Raw genomic sequence first — 19,874 nt, forward strand, 5'->3', positions numbered from 1 at the left:
TCAAGGATGCAAGTGCATATGAGCAGTACGGGTAAATTCAAGGGCTGGCGCCTGACGCTGGGGCTAATCGTAGTACCGATGGTACTGGCCATCGTCTACTACAGCTTTTTTGCCGTGGACCGCTATGTCAGCTCCGCGCAAGTCGTGGTGCGTCAGGAAGGCAACAATTCCGGCGCTCAACTCCCAGGCTTGAGCATGCTGCTCAGCGGCACCAATCCGGCGTCCCGGGAAGAGACCCTGTACCTGCGCGAATACATTGTGTCGATGGATATGATGCAACTGTTGGAAGATCGCCTGCACTGGGTCGAGCAATACAGCAAGCAACGCAACGACCCGCTCTTCTGGCTGGACAAAGACACCGAGCGTGAGGATTTGCTCAAGTACTACCAGCGTATGGTCTCGGCTCACTACGACGAAACCACCGGCCTGCTGAAAGTTGAAGTGCAATCCTTCAGCCCTGAACTGGCCGAGCAAATGGTCAAGACCATTCTGGAAGCCAGCGAGCACTTCGTGAACGAAGTCTCCCACAGCATCGCCCGCGAGCAGATGCGTTTCGCCCAAGGCGAACTGGAAGGCGCAAAGAAGAACTACACCCAACGCAAAGAAGAGCTGCTGACCTTCCAGAACCGCAACAAGGTACTGGACGGCAAAAGCTCGGCGCTGGGCCGCGCCAGCATCATCGACACCCTCGAAGGCGAGCACTCCAAAGAGCGCGCCGTACTCACGCAAATGCTCTACAAACTTCGCCCGGACTCACCCCAGGTCAAGCAACAACAGCAACGCGTGGACGCCATTCGCGAACAGCTGAGTGCCGAAAAACGCCTGCTGGTGTCCGCCCCCGATGGCGACCAGCTCAACGTCGTCGCCTCGCGCTTCCAGCAATTGACCCTGGACGCCGGTATCGCCGAAGAAACCTACAAGACCGCCGTTGCCGCACTGGACAACGCCCGCATCGAAGCCAGCAAGAAAATCCGCACTCTGGTCACCGTAGTCAGCCCGAACACGCCGCAGATGGCCCTGTACCCAGAGCGCATCTACAACCTGGCAACCATCTTCCTGGCCCTGCTGCTGCTCTACGGTATTGCCCGCTTCCTTATTGCATCGATCGAGGATCATCGTGATTAAATCCATTTCCGGCCTGCCCCTTCGCCCCCTGAATGTGAGCATGCGAAACAGCGCTGTTGCGGGTTTGATGCTGGTGACTTTGTCTTTGGCGGGTTGCAGCGGCATCTTGTCCGGTGCTGGTCCATACAAAGGCGATATCGAAAGCAAAAGCCAAAGCACTGCGTATGACATGGTGGACATCAACGCCAACACCATCGCACCGTTCATGCGCCCAGCCGCAAAACCGGCCAAAGCTCAAATCTCCAGCCCTCTGGCGCAAAGTGTGCGCCTGATGGGCGGTGACGTAATCAACGTGCTGATCACCGACAACGCTCCGGAAGGCAGCGGCCTGTTCGCCCCGCTCTCGACGGGCGGCACCCAGCTCAAAGTGCGCATCGACGACAAGGGGATGATCTCCTTGCCGTACGTTGGTCATCAATTTGTTGCCGGTATGACCTTGATTCAGGTCGAAGACATGATTCGCCAGAAGCTCAAAGGCGTGACCACCGACGTGCAAGTGCACGTTGATCTGGTTGGCGATCTGTCTGGCTCGGTGCTGGTAGCGGGCGCAGTAAAAGCCCCTGGGCGCTTTTCCACCCTGCAAGGCCCCTTGACCTTGCTTGACGCTGTTAACCAGGCTGGTGGTCCAGTGATGGAACCGCACCTGGTCAATGTGACCGTGCGCAATGGATCTCAAACCGACACCTTCAACTACGAAGATGTTCTGGCCGGTAATAACTTTGTTCTGAAGCCTAATTCTGAAGTGGTTCTGGATCGTGCGCGCCAACGCTTTGTTGCGATGGGTGCCGTGGGTGAGCCCGGCCTGCACGACCTACCCTCTCAGAATGCGAGTCTGTTGGATGCACTGGGCTCCGTTGGTGGGTTGAAAGAGTCCAACGCAAACCCACAAGGCGTATTCGTATTCCGTATGGGTGAAGGGGCAAATGCCAAACCTACCGTAATGCGTATTGATATGCGTGACCCGGCCGCTATCTTCTACGCCCGCCAAGTCATGATTAAGCCTGATGACACTATCTATATAACCAACGCTGCGGTCTATGAATGGCAGAAAGTAATTTCTCCTATTGTGCAGACGATGATCTTTGGCGCAGCCACCGGCATTTCTAATTAAACCTCATATCACATCATAATAGCGGGTGTTATTGCTGCTCGCCTGTATCCACAACTTAAGTTATATAGACATGACCAGAAAAAAACGGAAAAACAAGTCAAGGACCCGAGCACGCAATGTTATCAATGATAACAAGCAAGCATGTCCTAATTTTATTGTTGAAAAGAGCCAGCAACCACTCCCGTTCTCAATTCCGAGTGAGTTATTGCGAAAAGAATCAACTTCAACATATTCGATCATCGCAGCAGTTTATAACGTAGAGCTATATCTGCATGCATTTTTTGAGTCAATCGTAAATCAAACGATTGACTTCGAAAGATACATTGAAATCATTTTGGTGGATGACGGCTCTACAGATGGTTCTGCTGAGATTATCAAAGAATGGGTCGCCAAATATCCATTCAACATCAAATATTTTAAGCAAAGCAATGCGGGCCAGGCTCAAGCAAGAAATAATGGACTGCGGTATGCTAAACATGAATGGTTGACATTTGTTGACCCCGACGATTTCTTGTCGCTGAACTACTTTGAGGAAATAGACGCCTGCTTCCGAAAGGCACGCTCAGCAGGCAAAGAACTGAAAATGGTCAGCGCAAATATGATTTTCTTCATGGAAAATCGGAATGAGTTCAGTGATGGCCACGCCCTTCGCTTTCGATTTGCTAGCGGCGATGTGCTATTGCCAGCTAACGATCTCGGAAAATTCATTCAACTGAGCGCTAGCACAGCTGTATTTAAGCGCACTCGGGTTCTTAGTGAAAACCTTTACTTCAATCCGCTTATCAGACCTGCATTTGAAGACGGCCATTTCGTAAACAGGTATTTGCTGGGATTAACTGACGGTCATATCGCGTTCATTTCGGAACCGAAGTATTACTACCGGAAGCGCGAAAATGGCACTTCCACCATCGATACCGCGTGGGAAAAACCCGGTCGCTTTGACGCACAACTGCGTCTCGGTTACTTGAGTCTAATTAATGAAAGCCTCAAGAAACATGGCACAGTAAAAACTTTTATTCAGCGAACAATTCTTTATGATTTGGCGTGGCACTTCAAACGATTCATCAATGACGATGGAAAGCTCAGCCACCTCACTTCCGTCGAGCTGGAAAAATATAAGAATTTAGTTCGCGAGATAATGCAGCACATCTCGTTTGAAACGATCCTAAACTTTGAGCTTGCGGGGTTATGGTTCTTCCAGAAATTCGGATTAATCTCGTACTATAAAAACACCGAACCTAAATTTAATATTACTTATATCGATGAAGCTGACGAACTTCGCGACCTTATCAAGATTCGTTACTTTACTAGACATGCGCACACAAAAGAAATTTTGACCCTAGATTCGAAACCTACCATTCCGGTTTTCGACAAAACCCGCAAGCATGTTCTTTTTGGCGAAGCGTTCCTTTATGAAAGGATAATTTGGGTCAAAGCAGGCGACACCAAAAGTCTATTCATCCAAGTAGAAGGCAAGCAAGACACCCGGATGACCCTCAAGGGCAAGCAGCATAAAGCGGGTGTCGAAGTTTCTGAGATCTTCAAATCATTCCGACCAACACCAGTGGACGCGAACTCAATTCCAGAAGATGTAAAATCTTTGCGCCTACAGGCTTTAGACAGCGCTAATCGCCTGAAATATGCAAACTGCTGGGTATTCATGGATCGAAACTCATTCGCCGATGATAATGCAGAGCACTTATATAGATATATTAAAGAAAATCAATCTCACCAAAATATTTATTTTGTACTAGATCAAACTTCACCGGACTGGATCAGACTTGCAGAAGAGAACTTCAACCTTATTCCCTACGGTTCAGACGAGCATAAAATTGCGCTGCTAAATGCCGTACATCTCATCTCATCTCATGCAGACCACTATGTATTCGGCGGCCTAACAAACTCCCATACTGCCGACCTAAGAAAATACAAGTTCACCTTTCTTCAGCACGGCATTATTAAAGATGACTTGTCTGGCTGGCTAAACAACAAAAATATTCATTGCTTCGTGACATCGTCCAAGCGCGAATATGAGTCTATTTGCCATGGGGACAGTTACAAATTTAGCGAACGGGAAATGGTACTGACTGGCCTACCGCGTCATGACCGACTGCGCTCTTTGCCAAGAAACTCAAGACCGAGCATACTAATTATGCCAACATGGCGCCATGACTTAGTCGGTCAAGCATCTGACAATGGTTTCGAGCGTGAGAAACAGCCTGGGTTCGCTGAAAGTGAATACACAATCGCGTGGAAAGCGTTTTTGCATTCACCAAAATTGAAAGCAATCGCCGAGGAACAAAACCTCGAAATCGTATTTTTCCCGCATGCTAACGTGCAACCATACCTAGATGACTTCGAGGTACCGTCGTACGTAAAATTAGGCACTCATAACCCCGGCATTTCCATGCAGCAGTACTTTGCAGATTGTGAAGTACTAGTGACAGACTATTCATCAGTAGCATTTGACGTAGCAGCACTGGATAAAAAAGTTATCTACTTCCAGTTTGACCATGACGTTTTCTTTAATGGTAGTCACACTTATACTAAGGGTTACTATTCGTACGAATCTGACGGATTCGGGCCTGTATGCAAAACTCTGGATAGCTCGCTCAATGCATTGGCGAAAGCTGCAAACAACACTCTTGACCATGCCTTATACCAACAACGACGTAATGATACATTCGCATTCCACGACACCCTCAATTGTGAGAGGGTATACAAATCTATCGTGAGACTCGAGAGAAACACTGTCTCTGCCATTGATTTGTCTAGAGCGGTACGACGTACAGCCACTAAAGCCATGCAACACTCCAATTGGGATCTGGCGCTTCATGCATGGGAGCGACTAATCGATAACTCTCCACGTATGTTAAGCGACTCCGACGCCGCAGAATACTCGCGAACTCTCCGCGAGTTGCGTGAATATGAAAAATGCAACAAATGGCATGAAAAGCTAAAAGCTTTGGATATGTGGTCGGATCGAATGAATGAAGAACAGATTGCAGTGGGCTTCGAATTGAACCCCACTGGAATCGCCATAGATACGTATGAATTATATACAAATAAATTCAAAGGTAAGAAATTCTCCCCACAAGTAGTAGCTGCTGCTGCCAAACACTATCGAAAAATAGGAAATATTGCGCAAGCACTGGAGCAGTTTGAGCTTTCGACCGACATGCATCACCCATCCATTCTTTCCGAGCGCGCGGAAATCGCTGAAAAACTGGACATGTGGAGTGAAGCAGAGAAGCTCTGGATGGAATTAAGAGAAATTTCTTATTCAGAAGATCTATCTTTTCGAGTAGTACGCGCACAATACAAACAAAATTTTTATGAAAAAGCACTCAAAGAGCTTAATACAATAAAAACGCCTGTAATGGATGAGAGTTCAAACATTATTGCTGGCGAAGTATTTTTCGTGAACTCCAAATGGAAAGAAGCTGATAAGTGCTGGACAGCAGCAGCTGACGCAGATGATTTTACTTCTGACCATTGGCTGAAACTCGCCAGGGCTCGGCGAAGAAACAATCAAATTGCCGCAGCCACTGAAGCGTTCAAAAAAGCCCATAACGCGGTGGATGAGCGTACTCGCATTCAGGAAAAAGCCCTACTTAGTTTAGCTTCCGCTGAATGGGATGCCGCTATTCAACATCTGAATGAATTTATCGCTCGTAAAGATTTGAATCCTAATCGAGATGCTACTGTAGACCTAGCATTAGCACTGCATCAGTCAGGTAATACCAAAGCTGCGAAAAAAACCTTAACTCAATATTGCCAGCAATTTGGGAATAGCCCCCGCACTGAAAAGGCCTGGGCAAAAATAAAACAACCAGTATAATAATTAGTAAGCTCAGGAGTTTCTCCTGAGCTTTTTGGATCCAAAATGAATGAACTAGAGTTCAAGTACAATAACACATTATTAAAATACAAATTTAAAGCTAGAAAGCATGATACGCGACATTTGATTGTAATTTTTTCAGGTTTCGGTGCAAACTCGGAATTTACTTATGATTTCGAAAATTCGCTTCAAACTTGCCCAGCTAATATATTGTGGATAAAAGACGATTTTGGAGGGCACTGCTCGTATTACATTCTTCAAGACAATGATTTTACTCCCGAAGTGGCTGTTCAAAAGCTTATTCAGAACACACTTAATTCCCTAGGACTTCAGAAGGAAGAATGCACACTTGCAGGCTTCTCCAAAGGCGGCAGCGCCGCTCTATATCACGGCCTTAAATACAACTTCAAAAACATAGTATCTACTGTCCCCCAAATGAACATAGCAACTTATGTCTCCAACCACTGGGAGCAGACAGCTCAAAACATGCTGGGGGTCAGCTATACTGAAAAAAATAGTAAAATAGACGATCTATTGCCATCACTTTTAAAATCCGATAACAACCTAAATAGAAACATATACTTACTAACGTCAGAGGCAGACATACAATACGAAACAGAAATCAAACCATTCAAAGGTGATTTCTTAAAGTATAGTAATTTCAATTTTTTCTTAAGCCGATCTGTACTAGTTCGCACCCACAATCAAGTAACAAGCCACCACACGTCACTTTTATTATCAATTTTTTATGCCCTAAGCAATAATGTAGCACCTCGCTACGGCTATACCATCCTGCGTGGCGACGACATTGATGAAAATAAAAAAACTGAAATTGGCAAACCAATAGTTCAACTCAACAAGATAGAAGTCAATAACGACAAAATTTTTATCGATGGTATCGGAATTTTAAAACACATTCCCTGCGACCAATGGGGTGACGTAAAATTTCAACTGCAATTAACGGACACCAAATCATCCCATACCGTCTTTATAGATTTGGCGAAGGATAATAGACCTTTTCTGTCGCGAGAGTTTTATTCTGAATCTTTCACCAGTTACGACAAAGCTTGGTTCTGCACACTAAAACATGCAGGCATTGATACCAAACCCATCCCCGTAGGCGAGTATCAGTGCTCACTTCGAATAGTAATGAGTGGGTATGATTGCACAGCCCCACTCACCTCCCAAACATCTAAATCATCAAAAAACCATAATCATACCATTCTAACTCTCACTTCCACTGATGGTACATTCATAAATATCAATCGCAAAGAAACCGCGCTTAACGCTCTTCATGATGAGGAATTATCGTAAGCGCTCCATAAACCCACATTCAAAGCTGCAATTTGATGCTGGATGCTGTGCTCCCGATATTTTTCTGGAGCCAGCCCGTCATGATGCGTCCCGACGCAAAAGTCGAAAAAGTCTACCTCTACCCCAAGCCCGTAGACTTTCGAAAATCCATTGATGGCTTTGCCGCTCTGGTCGAACTGGACATCAAGGTCGCGGTATTCGACCCGGTGCTTTTCGTGTTCCTCAACAAACCTCGCAACCGGGTGAAAATTTTGTACTGGGAGCGCAACGGCTTTTGCCTTTAGCTCAAACGCCTCGAGTCTGACATCAACGACTTCGGCGACGAACAACGTACCGAAACTCGCCAGCAGAAGAGCCTGCCGATCCTTGCGCAATTGCATGGATGGCTGGAGAAAACTCAACCGCACGTTACGGCACAAAATGCACTGGGTAAGGCTGTTGGCTACCTGGCCAGCAACTGGAACAAACTCGGTATGCGATCCATAAACCCCACCTACCGTATGGCCGTGGTATGAAGTCAGATATCCGAGTCGGACACATGCTCCACTTGAGTTCTTACCCCAAACAACTGGTCGGCTATCTGCCGACCTCGCTCCAACCCTTCAGCCGTCAACCAAATCGATTTGTTCTTGTTCACCGGATTACTGATGAAACCATGTTCATGTAATCGGTTCATGGTCTCGAAGTCGAACCCTTTCCAAGCATTGCCGTTATCAAAGCTGAAGGTTGCCAACAGGGCAAGCACGGCTTCTTCAATCAGTTTATCGTCGTATTCCATGATCGTTGCTCCGTTCGTACTCTTTAAGCTCACCGTAAACCCCGCCAGCCATCAAGATAAATAGCGCGTTTAACTACGCGATACCGGCGAGCAGTTCCAGGGCAGTAACGCTTCGTAATCCTCAACCGAAGAAGCCGTCGGCAGGCGCTCAAGTGCGTGGCACAGCCACGCACTTGAACGGTTGCCGCAAGCCGCCGCAGTAGAAGACTTCGAAGCCTTGCTGCCGTGGAACTGCACGCCGCAAATACCAAGATAGCTATACGCCCCACCTTTAAAATGTGGGGTTCATGGATCGCATACGCTTGAGCCAAAGGCAAAAGCCGTTGCGCTCCCAATAGAGGATTTTCACTCGGTTACGCTGGCGATTCAGAAAGACAAAAAGCACGGGGTCGAACACGGCGACTTTAATATCAAGCTCGACCAAGGCGGCTAGGCCGCCAATGGATTTTCGGAAGTCCACAGGCTTGGAGTAGAGGTAGATTTTCTCGACTTTGGCGTCGGGTCGCATCATGACAGGCTGGCTCCTGAGAGAATTCGGGAGCACAGCATCGGAGATCAGATGGCTGCTTTGAATGTGGGGTTCAAGGATCCCTTACAACAGTTCAGACTTGCTCAGCAGGTCCAGACTCAGGGCTGAGCCGCACGCTTGATAGTTGACCCAGCCGGCGACCTGGATCAGCCCCCTGCCCCGGTACCGCCAGCCGTCTCCCGTCACTGCTGGCCCGTTGCCCAGGCGCGAGGCGTAGACAATATTCGCGATCTGATCGGGCTTGCGGGCGACACTGGTTGCCGTCAGCAGGTTGAACCGCTTCGGCCAGGTCCGTATTAAGCCCTCGGCGCTGTAGTTCAGGTTTTCGACCAGCGTGCGCAGTTGGCCGGACTCATGCCCGACTTGCGCCAGGAGCGCGGCGATCCGCAGCCGACCTTCAATCTTGAAGCGCGCCATCGCGTCATTTAGCGCGGACAAAAAAACGGCGGCAACTGGTCCGGCGTTCGGGAGGATCTGCAGCAATTGCTGCTGGGTGATCGGCATCACTTTTCTCCAAGGGAAAAAAGCCCGCTTTTGGCGGGCTGGACCGTAAACAGTTTTAGGGGATGAATTGTTGGCACCTGACCAACGGTGGAGTGACAGATGGATCGAGACTCCAGTTGGGCGCCTTACGCAAGAGGCGTGAGTTTCCTGAGATTTGGTTTTACGTGTATCGTTCAGCCCGCACGGACTGTCCGAGCACAATCGATCACATACAAAACACTTTAAAATCCCTACAAGCTGGAAGCACTGAGTCGACATGATTGAGAAAAAGGCTGTTATTGGTGGTGTAGAAATCTCATACATGAGAAAACCCGCAAGGTACGATACCAAGCATCTGGTTATTGTTTTTTCGGGCTTCAGCGGAAATGGAAAACCGGCATACAACTACCACAACACCCTCTCAGATTGCCCTGCCGAGGTAGTATGGATACAGGATTATTTTTTTGGCGGAGAGAGCTATTACCTTTGCGCCAAAGGACAGTTCAATATTGAGCCAATCGTTTATGGATTTATTTCAAGCATCCTACAAGAGCTTAAATTAGAGGCAACTGACTGCACCGTGCTCGGAAGCTCGAAAGGCGGCAGCGCCGCAATGTACTATGGATTCAAGTACAATTTTGGAACTATCATCGCCTCTGTACCTCAATTCCACATAGGTTCGTACGTGGAACAAGATTGGCCTTACGCACTCAAACACATGACAGACGGTTTGTCAGAAAGCGGAATTCGCGACATACAGGGCAAACTCGACTACATGATAGCGGAGGCAATTAAAGACTCCCACCCCCAAAAAAACGTATACCTAATATCATCTTTGGCTGACGTACAGTACGAAACAGAAATCGCCAACAACGTCAAGCAGCTAAGGAAGTTCGAAAATTTCAATTTGATCATGGCAAACTCGCAAATGATCAAGCAACACAACCAAGTCAGTAGACATACTATCGCAACGACAATGTCCATTGTTAACCTTTCAGCAATGGGCATGAGCCCGCGATTTTCAGATGAAGAACTTAAATTCCGAGTGCTTTCACCACCAGAAAAACCTAGCTTTAGACCATACGTAAAGCTAAAAAAATTCAAAACAAATGAAGGCAAGTACTATCCAGAAGGAATTTCAGTAATTCGCGGAGTTTCATGCGAAAATTATTCCGACATAAACATGAAACTAGTCCTTAAAAACAACGAACAAAAATTATCAATAGGCATCGCAAAGGACAATAAACCGGACTTATCAAGAGAGCTATTTGATGGCGATTTAGTTAATTATGATAAAGGCTGGTTTTGCACACTTAAGCATGCGGGGCTTCCCATAGATGAACTTCCACTGGGGGAATGGTCGGCCCACATTGAGGTTTTATCAAAAGGCTATGTCCGACAGGCACCACTTACATCAGATAAAGAATTTTTATCTACAGGGGAAGGAAACATCAAACGAATGGTATTCCGTGCCAACGCTAAAGAATCTAGCTTCATTATTACCCCTATCTAGTTAGAGCTAGTCAACCGCAATCAGCGTAAGCAGTTTACTCCTTACTGCTTACGCTGCCTTGCTGCAACAGCCTTTTTGCTGCCCCTATCCGAAGCGTTCCCGCACCTTTTAAACAGTGATCCCGAGTCGGGCCATTCGTTTGCGCATCACCGCTGCCACCTCATTGATCTCCGAATCCGTCAGATAGGCGGAATAGATAGCTGCGGCGGATATATCCGATTCGCCGTTGTAATCGATGGTCGTACTACCGACTCGAAAGAACGTATCAGCCAGTGGACGCAGAGTCGTATCGGTGCCTTCTATGCTGATGCCGTTGGTAATGTCGAAGATCTTGGACTTTGCACCGGTCTTAGTCCGCATGCAGAGGAGGCGCCATGAGGTATGTGCGCCGCTCACGATATTGATCAATTCAAGGATGTAGGCATTGGCAGCGGAACGAGCTGCGCCAGCTGACACTACTTGGTTGGCACGTAGAAGGATGCTCGTACCACCTGATAACCCAGGAATAGACGGCGTCACCGAGTTACCGCGATGTGAGGACACTGGAGCAGGCGCTTCTTCGCATCGGCCAGTTGCTCGCCGAGCGTGCTATCCCTGCCCACATCAAGGGTTACATCAAGCGCGCCCAGTGCGGCGCTCTTGATCCCCAGCCAGGCGCGCTCGATCGTAAGCGCTCCATGAACTACACATTCAAAGGGTTCCCCTGACGTCGGATGCTGTGCTCCCGTTTTTTCTCTGAAGCCAGCCCCGCCATGATGAGACCCGACGCCAAAGTCGAAAAAGTCTATCTCTATCCCAAGCCCGTGGACTTTCGAAAATCCATTGATGGCCTCGCCGCTCTGGTCGAGCTGGACATCAAAGTGGCGGTGTTCGACCCTGTGCTTTTCGTCTTTCTCAACAAGCCACGCAACCGGGTGAAGATCTTGTACTGGGAGCGCAACGGTTTCTGCCTTTGGCTCAAGCGCCTTGAGTCGGAGCGCTTTAAAACATCACCCGATGTCAGCGATGAGGCGATCGTGCTGACGGTTCAGGAACTCAACTGGTTACTCGACGGTTTTGATCTTTGGCGCAACCGCCCTCACCAGGTTTTGACCCCACGCTACGTAGCGTGAGCCGGTATAATCCGGGCCATGATTTCCCTACCCGACGACCTTCTTGATGATCCCGTTCTGCTCAAGCAAATGCTGCTTGAGGTACTCAGCCGCCAGGAAGAAGTGACCCGGGCTTATCAGCCCCATATCGTCGACCTGAAAGAACAGATCAAGCTGTTGCGCGACCGTTTGTTCGGGCGCAAGTCCGAGCAAACCGTCGAGCCCATCACGCCACAACTGGCGCTGTTCAACGAGCCTGAAAGCGAACCGATGCCGCTCGTTGATGACTCTGACGAAGAAGCCGTTTCGCCGACATCGCGCCGTGGCAAACGCAAGCCGTTGTCGACTGATCTGCCGCGTATCGAAGTTATTCATGAACTGCCCGAACATGAGCTGACCTGTGCCTGCGGTTGCCGCAAGCATGTGATCAGCGAAGAAACCAGCGAACAGCTGGATATCTGTGCCGATGCAGATCCGGGTCATCAAACACATCCGCAAGGTCTACGGTTGCCGGGGCTGTGAAACCGCACCGGTCACCGCAGACAAACCGGCTCAGTTAATCGAAAAGAGTATGGCCAGCCCCAGCGTGCTGGCAATGCTGCTGACGACCAAGTATGTCGATGGCTTGCCGTTGCACCGGTTTGAAACCGTGCTGAGCCGGCATGGCATTGATATCCCGCGCCAGACTCTGGCGCGCTGGGTGATCCAGTGCAGCGATCACTTCCAGCCGCTGCTGAACCTGATGCGCGACCGCTTACTGGAAAGCCCGGTGATTCACTGCGATGAAACCCGCGTTCAAGTGTTGAAAGAACTAGATCGAGATCCGACCAACCAATCTTGGATGTGGGTACAAGCCAGCGGCCCGCCCGGTCGCAAAGTCGTATTGTTCGACTACACCTCCAGCCGTGCGCAGGACGTGCCGTTGCGTTTGCTGGAAGGTTATCGCGGCTATGTCATGACCGATGATTACGCCGGTTATAACGCCTTGGCGTTGCAGCCCGGGGTGGAGCGTCTGGCCTGCATGGCCCATGCGCGGCGCAAGTTCGTCGACGCTCAGAAAGTGCAGCCCAAGGGTAAGACCGGACGTGCCGATATCGCGCTGGCAATGATCAATAAGCTGTACGGTATTGAGCGTGAACTCAAGGACGCCAGCGATGAACAGCGGTTCATCGGTCGTCAGGAAAAGAGCCTTCCGATCCTGGCTCAACTGAAAAGCTGGCTGGATAAAACCCAATCCCAAGTGACGCCGCAAAGTGCGCTGGGCAAAGCCGTGCATTATCTGGCAAATAACTGGAGCCGCCTGGAGCGCTATGTCGAAGCGGGTTATTTACCCATCGACAACAATGCCGCCGAAAGAGCGATCAAGCCGTTTGTCATCGGACGCAAGGCCTGGTTGTTCAGCGATACCACCCACGGCGCCAGCGCCAGCGCGCAGATTTACAGTCTGGTCGAGACCGCCAAGGTCAACGGCCAGGAGCCCTATACGTGGCTGCGCCACGTACTGGAACGGCTGCCGCACGCTTCGTCGGTTGAAGACTACGAAGCCTTGTTGCCGTGGAACTGTTCGCCAGAGATGCCACGGTAAATCGCTAACCCACCTTTGAGTAGGTGTGGTTCATGGATCGCATACCATCAAACCAAGAAAGGAAACCAATACTATTTTGGAATGAAATCGCACATTGGCGTCGATGCCGAATCCGGCCTGGTGCATAGCCTGGTGAAGATTACGAAGCCTTGATGCCTTGGAACTGCTCGCTCGCATCGCCTCGCTAAGCACGCCGCCTATTTTTGAATAGGCGGGATTCATGGGGCGCTTACATTGAATTTAACAACCTACAACGGGCGATATCAAAATAACTTGTGACCAAATCGAAGCGGCCAATCACAAAATCCTTAAACTCATTTCAAGCTTAACATTATATAACTCAATCTCAGCTTTGTTCGCTCTAAATTTCAAGCCCACGCTACCAACCATTAATCGAACTTACTATATACTTGCGCCTTCTATTTTTTGGATCAGCTATTTTTTTAAAAAAATCATCCCCGCAGGAACTGGCAAAAATCTTTAGATAGCCAATATTTGGCGACTCCACATGCAAAGATAATGCAACAATAAATTCACGATACATCGTATATTTTTTAAAGCCCAACCCACTAACCAACTCAAGAAGCCTGAAGCTAGGTTCTTTTTCTAACATATCAATAAACATGGAAAAAATATGCTCCTCAGCCTCAGGATAATATTTCACCAACAATTCAATTGATTTCTCAGGTTCAGGCCAGTCCTGCCTTGTAAAAGAACGTGCATTGCTACTTCCTACTATAGAAACACTAAAGTCCTCAGAAAACGTATCCCGCCACTTTGTTTTAACTGTAAAAACGTGCACGCTTTCATTCGAAGGCTTGGTATCAACAATAGTTTCTTTTCCAGATGAGTTCACGATTCTAATTTTTACGCTTTCACTTGTAGCAAAACCATGAACCACACCAAAGACCCAATCTTTATTTACAGATACTATTTCTACGGTGGCGTTATTAATGTCAATTCTTACTGCTTCGAGCTTCGCCCTAACGCCATTTAAATAACGTAAAATAGTTCCCGTATCTATATTTGCATCAGCACGCTGATGCGTTTGATTATGGTACTTATCGAACTCCGCAATATTTTTCAGCTCTTGGCCTGCTCGATCAGCCTTTGGTAAAAGGCGTCTTTTAGCCCATTCTTCTCTCGACTTAGTGTAGTAATGATGAACAACTGCACGACCAAAAGTAGAAGACTTCAACTTGATCGGCATCGACTGATTCCATTCCGCAACAGCCAATTTATTGTCGAGGTAGACACCTGATATCAAATCACAAATATGCGTCCTCATGTTGTACGTATTTTTTGGACAGAACATCGTTTTCACTACAGCAGATGGTTTTTTTTCACATTTTTTAAAGCGTTCAACAACCAGCGCAGCCGTCGATTCCTCATGCCCACTGGAACCAAATACAAGCCAAGGAAAAGCTATCGCTCCGACGTTTCCATATGTGCGCTCCGCCTCAGCTAACAGCTCCTTGACAGAACCATTCTCGACAACCAAAAATTCATCAATATCGCAAATCAACACATAATCATATGCCGACGAAAACTGCTCAATAAAGTGACCATAAGCATCTCGCTGCGGCGGAATCCCTTCACGTCTAGGCCAATGTACTCTAGTAATCTCTCCCACACCATGAAGAGCCGACAGCAATTCTGACGTTCCATCATCACTAACGTTGTCGTAAATAAAAACCGAATCAAAACCGGCAGTCTTATAATAAGAAACCCACTCTTCAACATAATCAACTTCATTTCTACAAATCGCACAAACAGCAATTTTCAAAATACTTACCTTATTCAGACAGGACCTCAAAAGAAGCCTTCCAAAAATATTTACCAAATTTATTTGCAGCTTCTAAAAAACGATCAATCCTCTTAGGACATAATCAATCTATCGTTCCCAAGCAGCTGACTCAGTCAATCGCCGACTAAAAAAATTTGATGTGTGTTTTTTGTACTGCTCATTCGTCGCGCTGCCGCCGCCATCGTTAAAGCACAGTATTTTATATTTGTAAGCATTTTTCCCAACAATTTTCTCTACATTGTTCGGGCGAACTATCAAACTAACCAACTCACCTTTAACCGCATGACCACTGGCAAAAGCAAAATGATGATAAAAAAACGAAGTTACATTAACATCGCTTAACGAACGACGTTTAGCACTTCGCGTTAACTCGATGACCTCCGGAAACTTATCTTCGATCTCTTGCAAGATTGTCTTTTTTAACGCGTAGGGCACATGGCGATGCAAACACCTGGCCTCATAGCCCGAGAAAACCGTCTTCAACAATTCCTTGGAGTTGTTGGCGGCCGCAAGGTAATCCAGTGACTTATCCCTTCCCGCTTTTGAATCAACCATTCCATAAGGCTCCAGATAAGCCACGGAACGCCCTATCTCATCAAAAAAATCGCGAGGCAAACAAGGCTGATTGAGCACAAAATCATCGTTCAGATAAAGGAAATTTTCTGAGAGTTCAGGAATACGGTGTAAGCACGCCTCTATGGCATGGGAGTTAAACGTTGGAAGCATCGACTCTGCTGGAAATATTTCTTCGTGCTTTATCCAGACAATTTTAGAGTGTTCTTTCATCCAGTCGGGCTGGCTGCAATTTGAAACAACAAATATCCGATTTATCCACGGCGCAAATTTATTCAGCGACCTCAATGAATATCGTAATTCATCATTTGATGTATATCTATCCGGGTCAAATTTATCGGAAGGATATGTTGACGCCCACAAAGCTTGCCAGTCTGCATCTGCATGACTTACCCATGTATAAACAGCATCTACGGGGGTCGTATAACCGCAACCTAATGGAGCGCCACTGTAAATCGCATCAAGCTCTTTAGCCTGAAACTTTCTAATCAATGCAGAGGAGGAGCGAACGTTTGCCAACCCATCGCCATCAATGTCGTATTGATATATGCGCAGCACATATAACACACCGAACTGATTACTCATTTCCAATACAAAATCTGGCCGGGAACCTAGGTCGCCCCCTACAACTCGGACGTCAAGTTTCTCCCCGACCCCACATCTAGAGTTATAAGAACCGTTCACTGTATAGATGGTCACACTCATTGACAGTGATTCTTTCAAGAGGCTCACGACATCAAGTAGCCCATACAGATGACCAGACCAAACTAGCAGGCTGTTTTTGTCGCTGCCATCCTCCGCCCCATACCCTGCTCCAATTGTAAGACGCAAATACTCTTGCACCCCAACCTTTTGAACCATATCCAGATCGACGACGGCAGACGATACAAAAATTTCTGTTTTTTCTCGAACTGTCTGCTCTGCCTCTTTGAACACGCGCTTTCTAAACATGTCATAAAAAAACAGATTCGGGTCCTTGATGAACTTACGAAATTTTTTGAACCGCCGAACTTTACTCATTTAATAAAAACCTTAAACGCCGCCGAAAAGTGTCAAATCTGTCGATATGACCTGGCTTGTTATCAAAGAGAATGCCGTAATCGCTTACGTCGATATTTTTTTCTGCGCACAACCGGCTAAAACCCGATATCAATGTCGGGTCGCCGACTGTCGTTCCTAAAACTTTATGTTTATGCAGTGAGGCGAAAAGTTCGTAATTTTTCTTGCGCGCAGCCTGATATCCCTCGACATCGGGGCGCTCATGAAAAATGTGAAATGCCAGGTCTTTTTCAAGCAGTGCCTCGAAGCAGTTCTCACCCAGATAGCGTCGAAACCCACGGGCAAAGAGAGGGGACCTGGCGGTTTTGTCTAGTAGCATGTCCGGGGATTTTTCCGAAGCACCGTGAAGATCAGCGAGGCGCATCATGAAGTCAAAATCTTCATATCCATGCCCGGAGAAAGCTTCATTGAAGCCCTTCAGAAGGGAGTAATCCTTGCTACGCATTACAATTACAGACGAAGGGCTGGCGAGGTGTAAAAATTCTTTCCGCGAAAAATTAAAAAACCGCTGGGTTAGCTGTTTTACATCAATTTTTGATCGCGTCAGATCGCGGGACCCTTTCTTCGTTAGATAAAGGCACGGCAACATGTAAAACGGTCGTTCTTGCGAATCAACCTTGTCTCTGTATTTTTCGATCAGCGCGAAATCGGGCCAGATATCAACGTCCAACAGCGTCAGAAACTCATCCGTCACGTGCTTGAACGCTTCATTACGAAGCAAAGCCGCATTCACATTTCCCGTGTAAAAGGGCTTCGAGACGGTGAAGGCGCCTTCGCACTTTCTGATAACAAGCTTGAACAGCCTGTCCACCCACATGCCGCGATCATTGTGAGCAAAGATGATTTTGACGTTTGCACGGTTTGCAGCCATGGCCATCTGACGCGCCTTGGAGATGATATCCAAAGGGCGGTGCACCAAATCCAGCGGCACGATAGCGGTGATGTTGCGCTTGGTTGTCTCTGACAATGTTCAACACTCTTTGGTCTTGCTTGACCGACTAAATCCAACACCCCTGCCCTCATTAGTGCAGTGAGCAGGGTTAAATATCTGTTAACTCAGTCAAATATCTCGACAATCCCAACCACTTCGCCGCTTTCATCATCCATCACTGGCAAAGCCCGGATCTTGTGAGCCAGCATATAAGCCTCTGCCTCGGACAATTGCGCAGACGCTTTTACCGTGTGCGGGCTTGATGTCAGGAACGCCTCGACGTTTTCATTGACGACACCTGGATTGCCCAGCAATGCACGGCGAAGGTCACCATCTGTGACAATGCCGTCGAGTTTGTCGTTTTCCATGACCAGGGTAAGCCCAAGGCGGCTTGACGTCATGACCAACAGGCAGTCATGGAACGAGGTGTCGCGGGTCACCTTAGGGATATTGGTGTGCATCACATCACTGACGCGGGTCAGAAGTTTTCGGCCGAGGCTGCCACCCGGGTGGTAGCGAGCGAAGTCCATCGGTTTGAAGTCGAGTGCGGCGATCAGCGCTACGGCAAGCGCATCTCCCATGGCCATGGTCGCGAGTGTCGAAGTCGTTGGGGCGAGGTTGTTCGGACAAACTTCGCGCTCCACGGAAATATCGAGCCAGATGTCGGCATGCCTGGCCAGGGTTGATTGGCCGTTACCGGTCATGGCGATAATTTTGTTACCGAAAGACTTCAGGCTCGGGATCAGCTTGACGACCTCTTCGGTTTCGCCACTGTATGAGATCAGGATCAGCACATCACTCGGCTTGAGCATGCCGAGATCACCATGAAAGGCTTCAGCCGGGTGCAGGAAGAGACTTGGCGTACCGGTTGAGGCAAACGTAGCGACCATTTTCTTGCCGATAAGCCCGGACTTACCCATGCCGCAGACTGCCGCACGCCCCTTGCAAGCCAGAATGAGCTCCACTGCACGCTGAAATTCACCGTCCAGGCGTTCTGCAAGTTGGCTGATAGCTTGCGCCTGAGCGCTGAGTGCATCTTTAGCAATTGGGAGGTGATTCATGGAAAACCATTGGTCCTAGGTTAGGTGGCACGCTTACATGGATGTGTGCGAAGCGTCCAACACCTGATTCAGTAATGTGCCCAGCCGAAGTCCGGCATCGGTGAGTCTTGTTTTGACCACCGGAGAGATGTCTTTCAAATAGCTCTTTGGCAACGTCATCATCGACGTCGAGTCGGCACGCTGTATGTTGCCGCCATAGATGTAGGTCTTGGCAATATCATGACTTTCCATTGCCCATTGTTCGGGCGTGCGCTGGGGAACACTCGGGTTGCCAGCCAGAAGAGAAGATGCCAACTCGGCAGGAGACATTTTTAATGATCTGACAGAAATGGTGTCCCAGACCTTATGAAGCGTGTACTCACGCTTTCCGAGCTGGACCTTCACACCGCCGGTTTCCTTGATGGCATGCAGTGGTTGGTGGATGTCACCGACATAGTGCACTACGAATTTCAGCGCCCTCAATCGATCAGCTGCTGGCGCATCTTTCTGACCAAGGATGGCTTCAAATCGCTCTATCCCATAAACCACGCACTTGCCTTTGCGATTGCAGTCACGCTTTGGGTCATAGGTCGTGGCATCAAAAGGAATACGGACGGCGTGACTGATCAGCCCAGGTTCAGTGCCCTTTATCTGATCTGCCCAAGAGGCGACGTCTGCCAGACTGGTTGCGTCTTCCAGAGCCAATAACTGCCGAACCTCGGCTTTAGCTACCGGGTCCAGTCTGGATTCAGCGATCATGGCTACTGTTTTATGCCCTTCGACACCCCAGGCCAATACGCTTGACGCATGAATAGTCAGGAGGACGAAAACGATGTGCTTGATTCTCAACATTGACCTCCCTTGACTCCTGCGCAGGATCGACGAGGCAATTGACTTGCCAGCGGGCCGATTCATGACGGCAGCGATCGCTCCTTGATTCGAGTGGCGCGTATGTTAACGGTTGAGTGGCCAGCATGGAACGTTGATGTGAGCTTTCCGATTAACGCAAAGCAATGATCCTGTTTTCTGTGCCGCCACATCCATGACCATGGCAATCAGCAGGCAGAGTCCGTAATATCGCGCCTCGTTTGATC

At 48.3% G+C, this 19,874-nt stretch carries 15 protein-coding genes and 4 pseudogenes; 9 read left to right on the forward strand and 10 right to left on the reverse strand.

All coding sequences use genetic code 11. From position 1 onward, the window contains the following. Window positions 1–18 precede the first annotated feature (18 nt). The 6 genes and pseudogenes from KGB06_RS02720 to KGB06_RS02745 all read left to right on the forward strand — a co-directional run. Entirely contained in the window at window positions 19–1,125 is a 1,107-nt protein-coding gene (locus tag KGB06_RS02720) for an ABC transporter permease (protein WP_223511701.1), read from the forward strand. A 40-nt stretch (window positions 1,126–1,165) separates the two neighbouring features. Continuing rightward, window positions 1,166–2,236, forward strand: a complete 1,071-nt coding sequence (locus KGB06_RS02725; protein ID WP_223511776.1) for a polysaccharide biosynthesis/export family protein — start codon at window positions 1,166–1,168, stop codon at window positions 2,234–2,236. Between the two features lie 70 nt (window positions 2,237–2,306). Next, the gene (locus tag KGB06_RS02730; protein WP_223511703.1) at window positions 2,307–6,077 is read left to right on the forward strand and encodes a CDP-glycerol glycerophosphotransferase family protein; all 3,771 of its coding nucleotides are present in this window, start codon (window positions 2,307–2,309) and stop codon (window positions 6,075–6,077) included. Between the two features lie 45 nt (window positions 6,078–6,122). Beyond that, window positions 6,123–7,391 carry a hypothetical protein gene (locus tag KGB06_RS02735; RefSeq protein WP_223511704.1) on the forward strand — a complete coding sequence of 423 codons (1,269 nt, stop codon included), beginning with the start codon at window positions 6,123–6,125 and terminating at the stop codon, window positions 7,389–7,391. A gap of 83 nt (window positions 7,392–7,474) precedes the next feature. Continuing rightward, the gene (gene tnpB / locus KGB06_RS02740) at window positions 7,475–7,675 is read left to right on the forward strand and encodes an IS66 family insertion sequence element accessory protein TnpB (RefSeq protein WP_223511777.1); all 201 of its coding nucleotides are present in this window, start codon (window positions 7,475–7,477) and stop codon (window positions 7,673–7,675) included. 27 nt (window positions 7,676–7,702) lie between these two features. After that, window positions 7,703–7,861, forward strand: a pseudogene (locus tag KGB06_RS02745) (IS66 family transposase); the annotation flags it as partial. A gap of 47 nt (window positions 7,862–7,908) precedes the next feature. Here KGB06_RS02745 and KGB06_RS02750 read toward each other — a convergent pair. The 4 genes and pseudogenes from KGB06_RS02750 to KGB06_RS02765 form a co-directional block, all read right to left on the reverse strand. Further along, window positions 7,909–8,169: a DUF6429 family protein gene (locus KGB06_RS02750; protein WP_223511705.1), complete on the reverse strand. Its 261-nt coding sequence runs from the start codon at window positions 8,167–8,169 to the stop codon at window positions 7,909–7,911. A 69-nt stretch (window positions 8,170–8,238) separates the two neighbouring features. Continuing rightward, window positions 8,239–8,337, reverse strand: a pseudogene (locus KGB06_RS02755) (transposase domain-containing protein); the annotation flags it as partial. A gap of 103 nt (window positions 8,338–8,440) precedes the next feature. Next, a complete protein-coding gene (gene tnpB, locus KGB06_RS02760; RefSeq protein WP_223511707.1) occupies window positions 8,441–8,680 on the reverse strand; it encodes an IS66 family insertion sequence element accessory protein TnpB in 240 nt (79 codons plus the stop codon). Between the two features lie 84 nt (window positions 8,681–8,764). Then, window positions 8,765–9,202, reverse strand: a pseudogene (locus tag KGB06_RS02765) (glycoside hydrolase family 19 protein); the annotation flags it as partial. A gap of 256 nt (window positions 9,203–9,458) precedes the next feature. Between KGB06_RS02765 and KGB06_RS02770 the strand changes: the two are divergent. Continuing rightward, entirely contained in the window at window positions 9,459–10,694 is a 1,236-nt protein-coding gene (locus KGB06_RS02770) for a hypothetical protein (RefSeq protein ID WP_223511709.1), read from the forward strand. A gap of 108 nt (window positions 10,695–10,802) precedes the next feature. On the opposite strand, the gene KGB06_RS02775 is transcribed toward KGB06_RS02770, so the two are convergent. Further along, the gene (locus tag KGB06_RS02775; protein ID WP_223511710.1) at window positions 10,803–11,213 is read right to left on the reverse strand and encodes a hypothetical protein; all 411 of its coding nucleotides are present in this window, start codon (window positions 11,211–11,213) and stop codon (window positions 10,803–10,805) included. A 233-nt stretch (window positions 11,214–11,446) separates the two neighbouring features. Here KGB06_RS02775 and tnpB (KGB06_RS02780) point away from each other — a divergent pair, with 233 nt between their 5' ends. Both tnpB (KGB06_RS02780) and tnpC read left to right on the forward strand, forming a co-directional pair. After that, a complete protein-coding gene (gene tnpB / locus KGB06_RS02780) occupies window positions 11,447–11,806 on the forward strand; it encodes an IS66 family insertion sequence element accessory protein TnpB (protein ID WP_223511711.1) in 360 nt (119 codons plus the stop codon). 18 nt (window positions 11,807–11,824) lie between these two features. Beyond that, window positions 11,825–13,370: pseudogene (gene tnpC / locus KGB06_RS02785) on the forward strand (IS66 family transposase). Window positions 13,371–13,749: 379 nt separating this feature from the next. On the opposite strand, the gene KGB06_RS02790 reads toward tnpC, so the two are convergent. From KGB06_RS02790 to KGB06_RS02810, 5 genes are all read right to left on the reverse strand, one after another. Continuing rightward, window positions 13,750–15,156, reverse strand: a complete 1,407-nt coding sequence (locus KGB06_RS02790; protein ID WP_223511713.1) for a glycosyltransferase family 2 protein — start codon at window positions 15,154–15,156, stop codon at window positions 13,750–13,752. 108 nt (window positions 15,157–15,264) lie between these two features. Continuing rightward, complete coding sequence (locus tag KGB06_RS02795) at window positions 15,265–16,770, reverse strand: stealth conserved region 3 domain-containing protein (protein WP_223511714.1); 1,506 nt, start codon at window positions 16,768–16,770, stop codon at window positions 15,265–15,267. After that, window positions 16,763–17,776: a galactosyltransferase-related protein gene (locus KGB06_RS02800; RefSeq protein ID WP_223511715.1), complete on the reverse strand. Its 1,014-nt coding sequence runs from the start codon at window positions 17,774–17,776 to the stop codon at window positions 16,763–16,765. Before KGB06_RS02800 ends, KGB06_RS02795 begins: the two co-directional genes overlap by 8 nt. An 89-nt stretch (window positions 17,777–17,865) precedes the next feature. Further along, a complete protein-coding gene (locus tag KGB06_RS02805; protein ID WP_223511716.1) occupies window positions 17,866–18,801 on the reverse strand; it encodes an SIS domain-containing protein in 936 nt (311 codons plus the stop codon). A gap of 33 nt (window positions 18,802–18,834) precedes the next feature. Next, window positions 18,835–19,632 carry a S1/P1 nuclease gene (locus KGB06_RS02810; RefSeq protein ID WP_223511717.1) on the reverse strand — a complete coding sequence of 266 codons (798 nt, stop codon included), beginning with the start codon at window positions 19,630–19,632 and terminating at the stop codon, window positions 18,835–18,837. Between the last annotated feature and the right edge of the window lie 242 nt (window positions 19,633–19,874).

The sequence above is a fragment of the Pseudomonas sp. GL-B-19 genome (assembly GCF_019956415.1).
In the GTDB taxonomy this organism is placed as follows: Bacteria; Pseudomonadota; Gammaproteobacteria; order Pseudomonadales; family Pseudomonadaceae; genus Aquipseudomonas.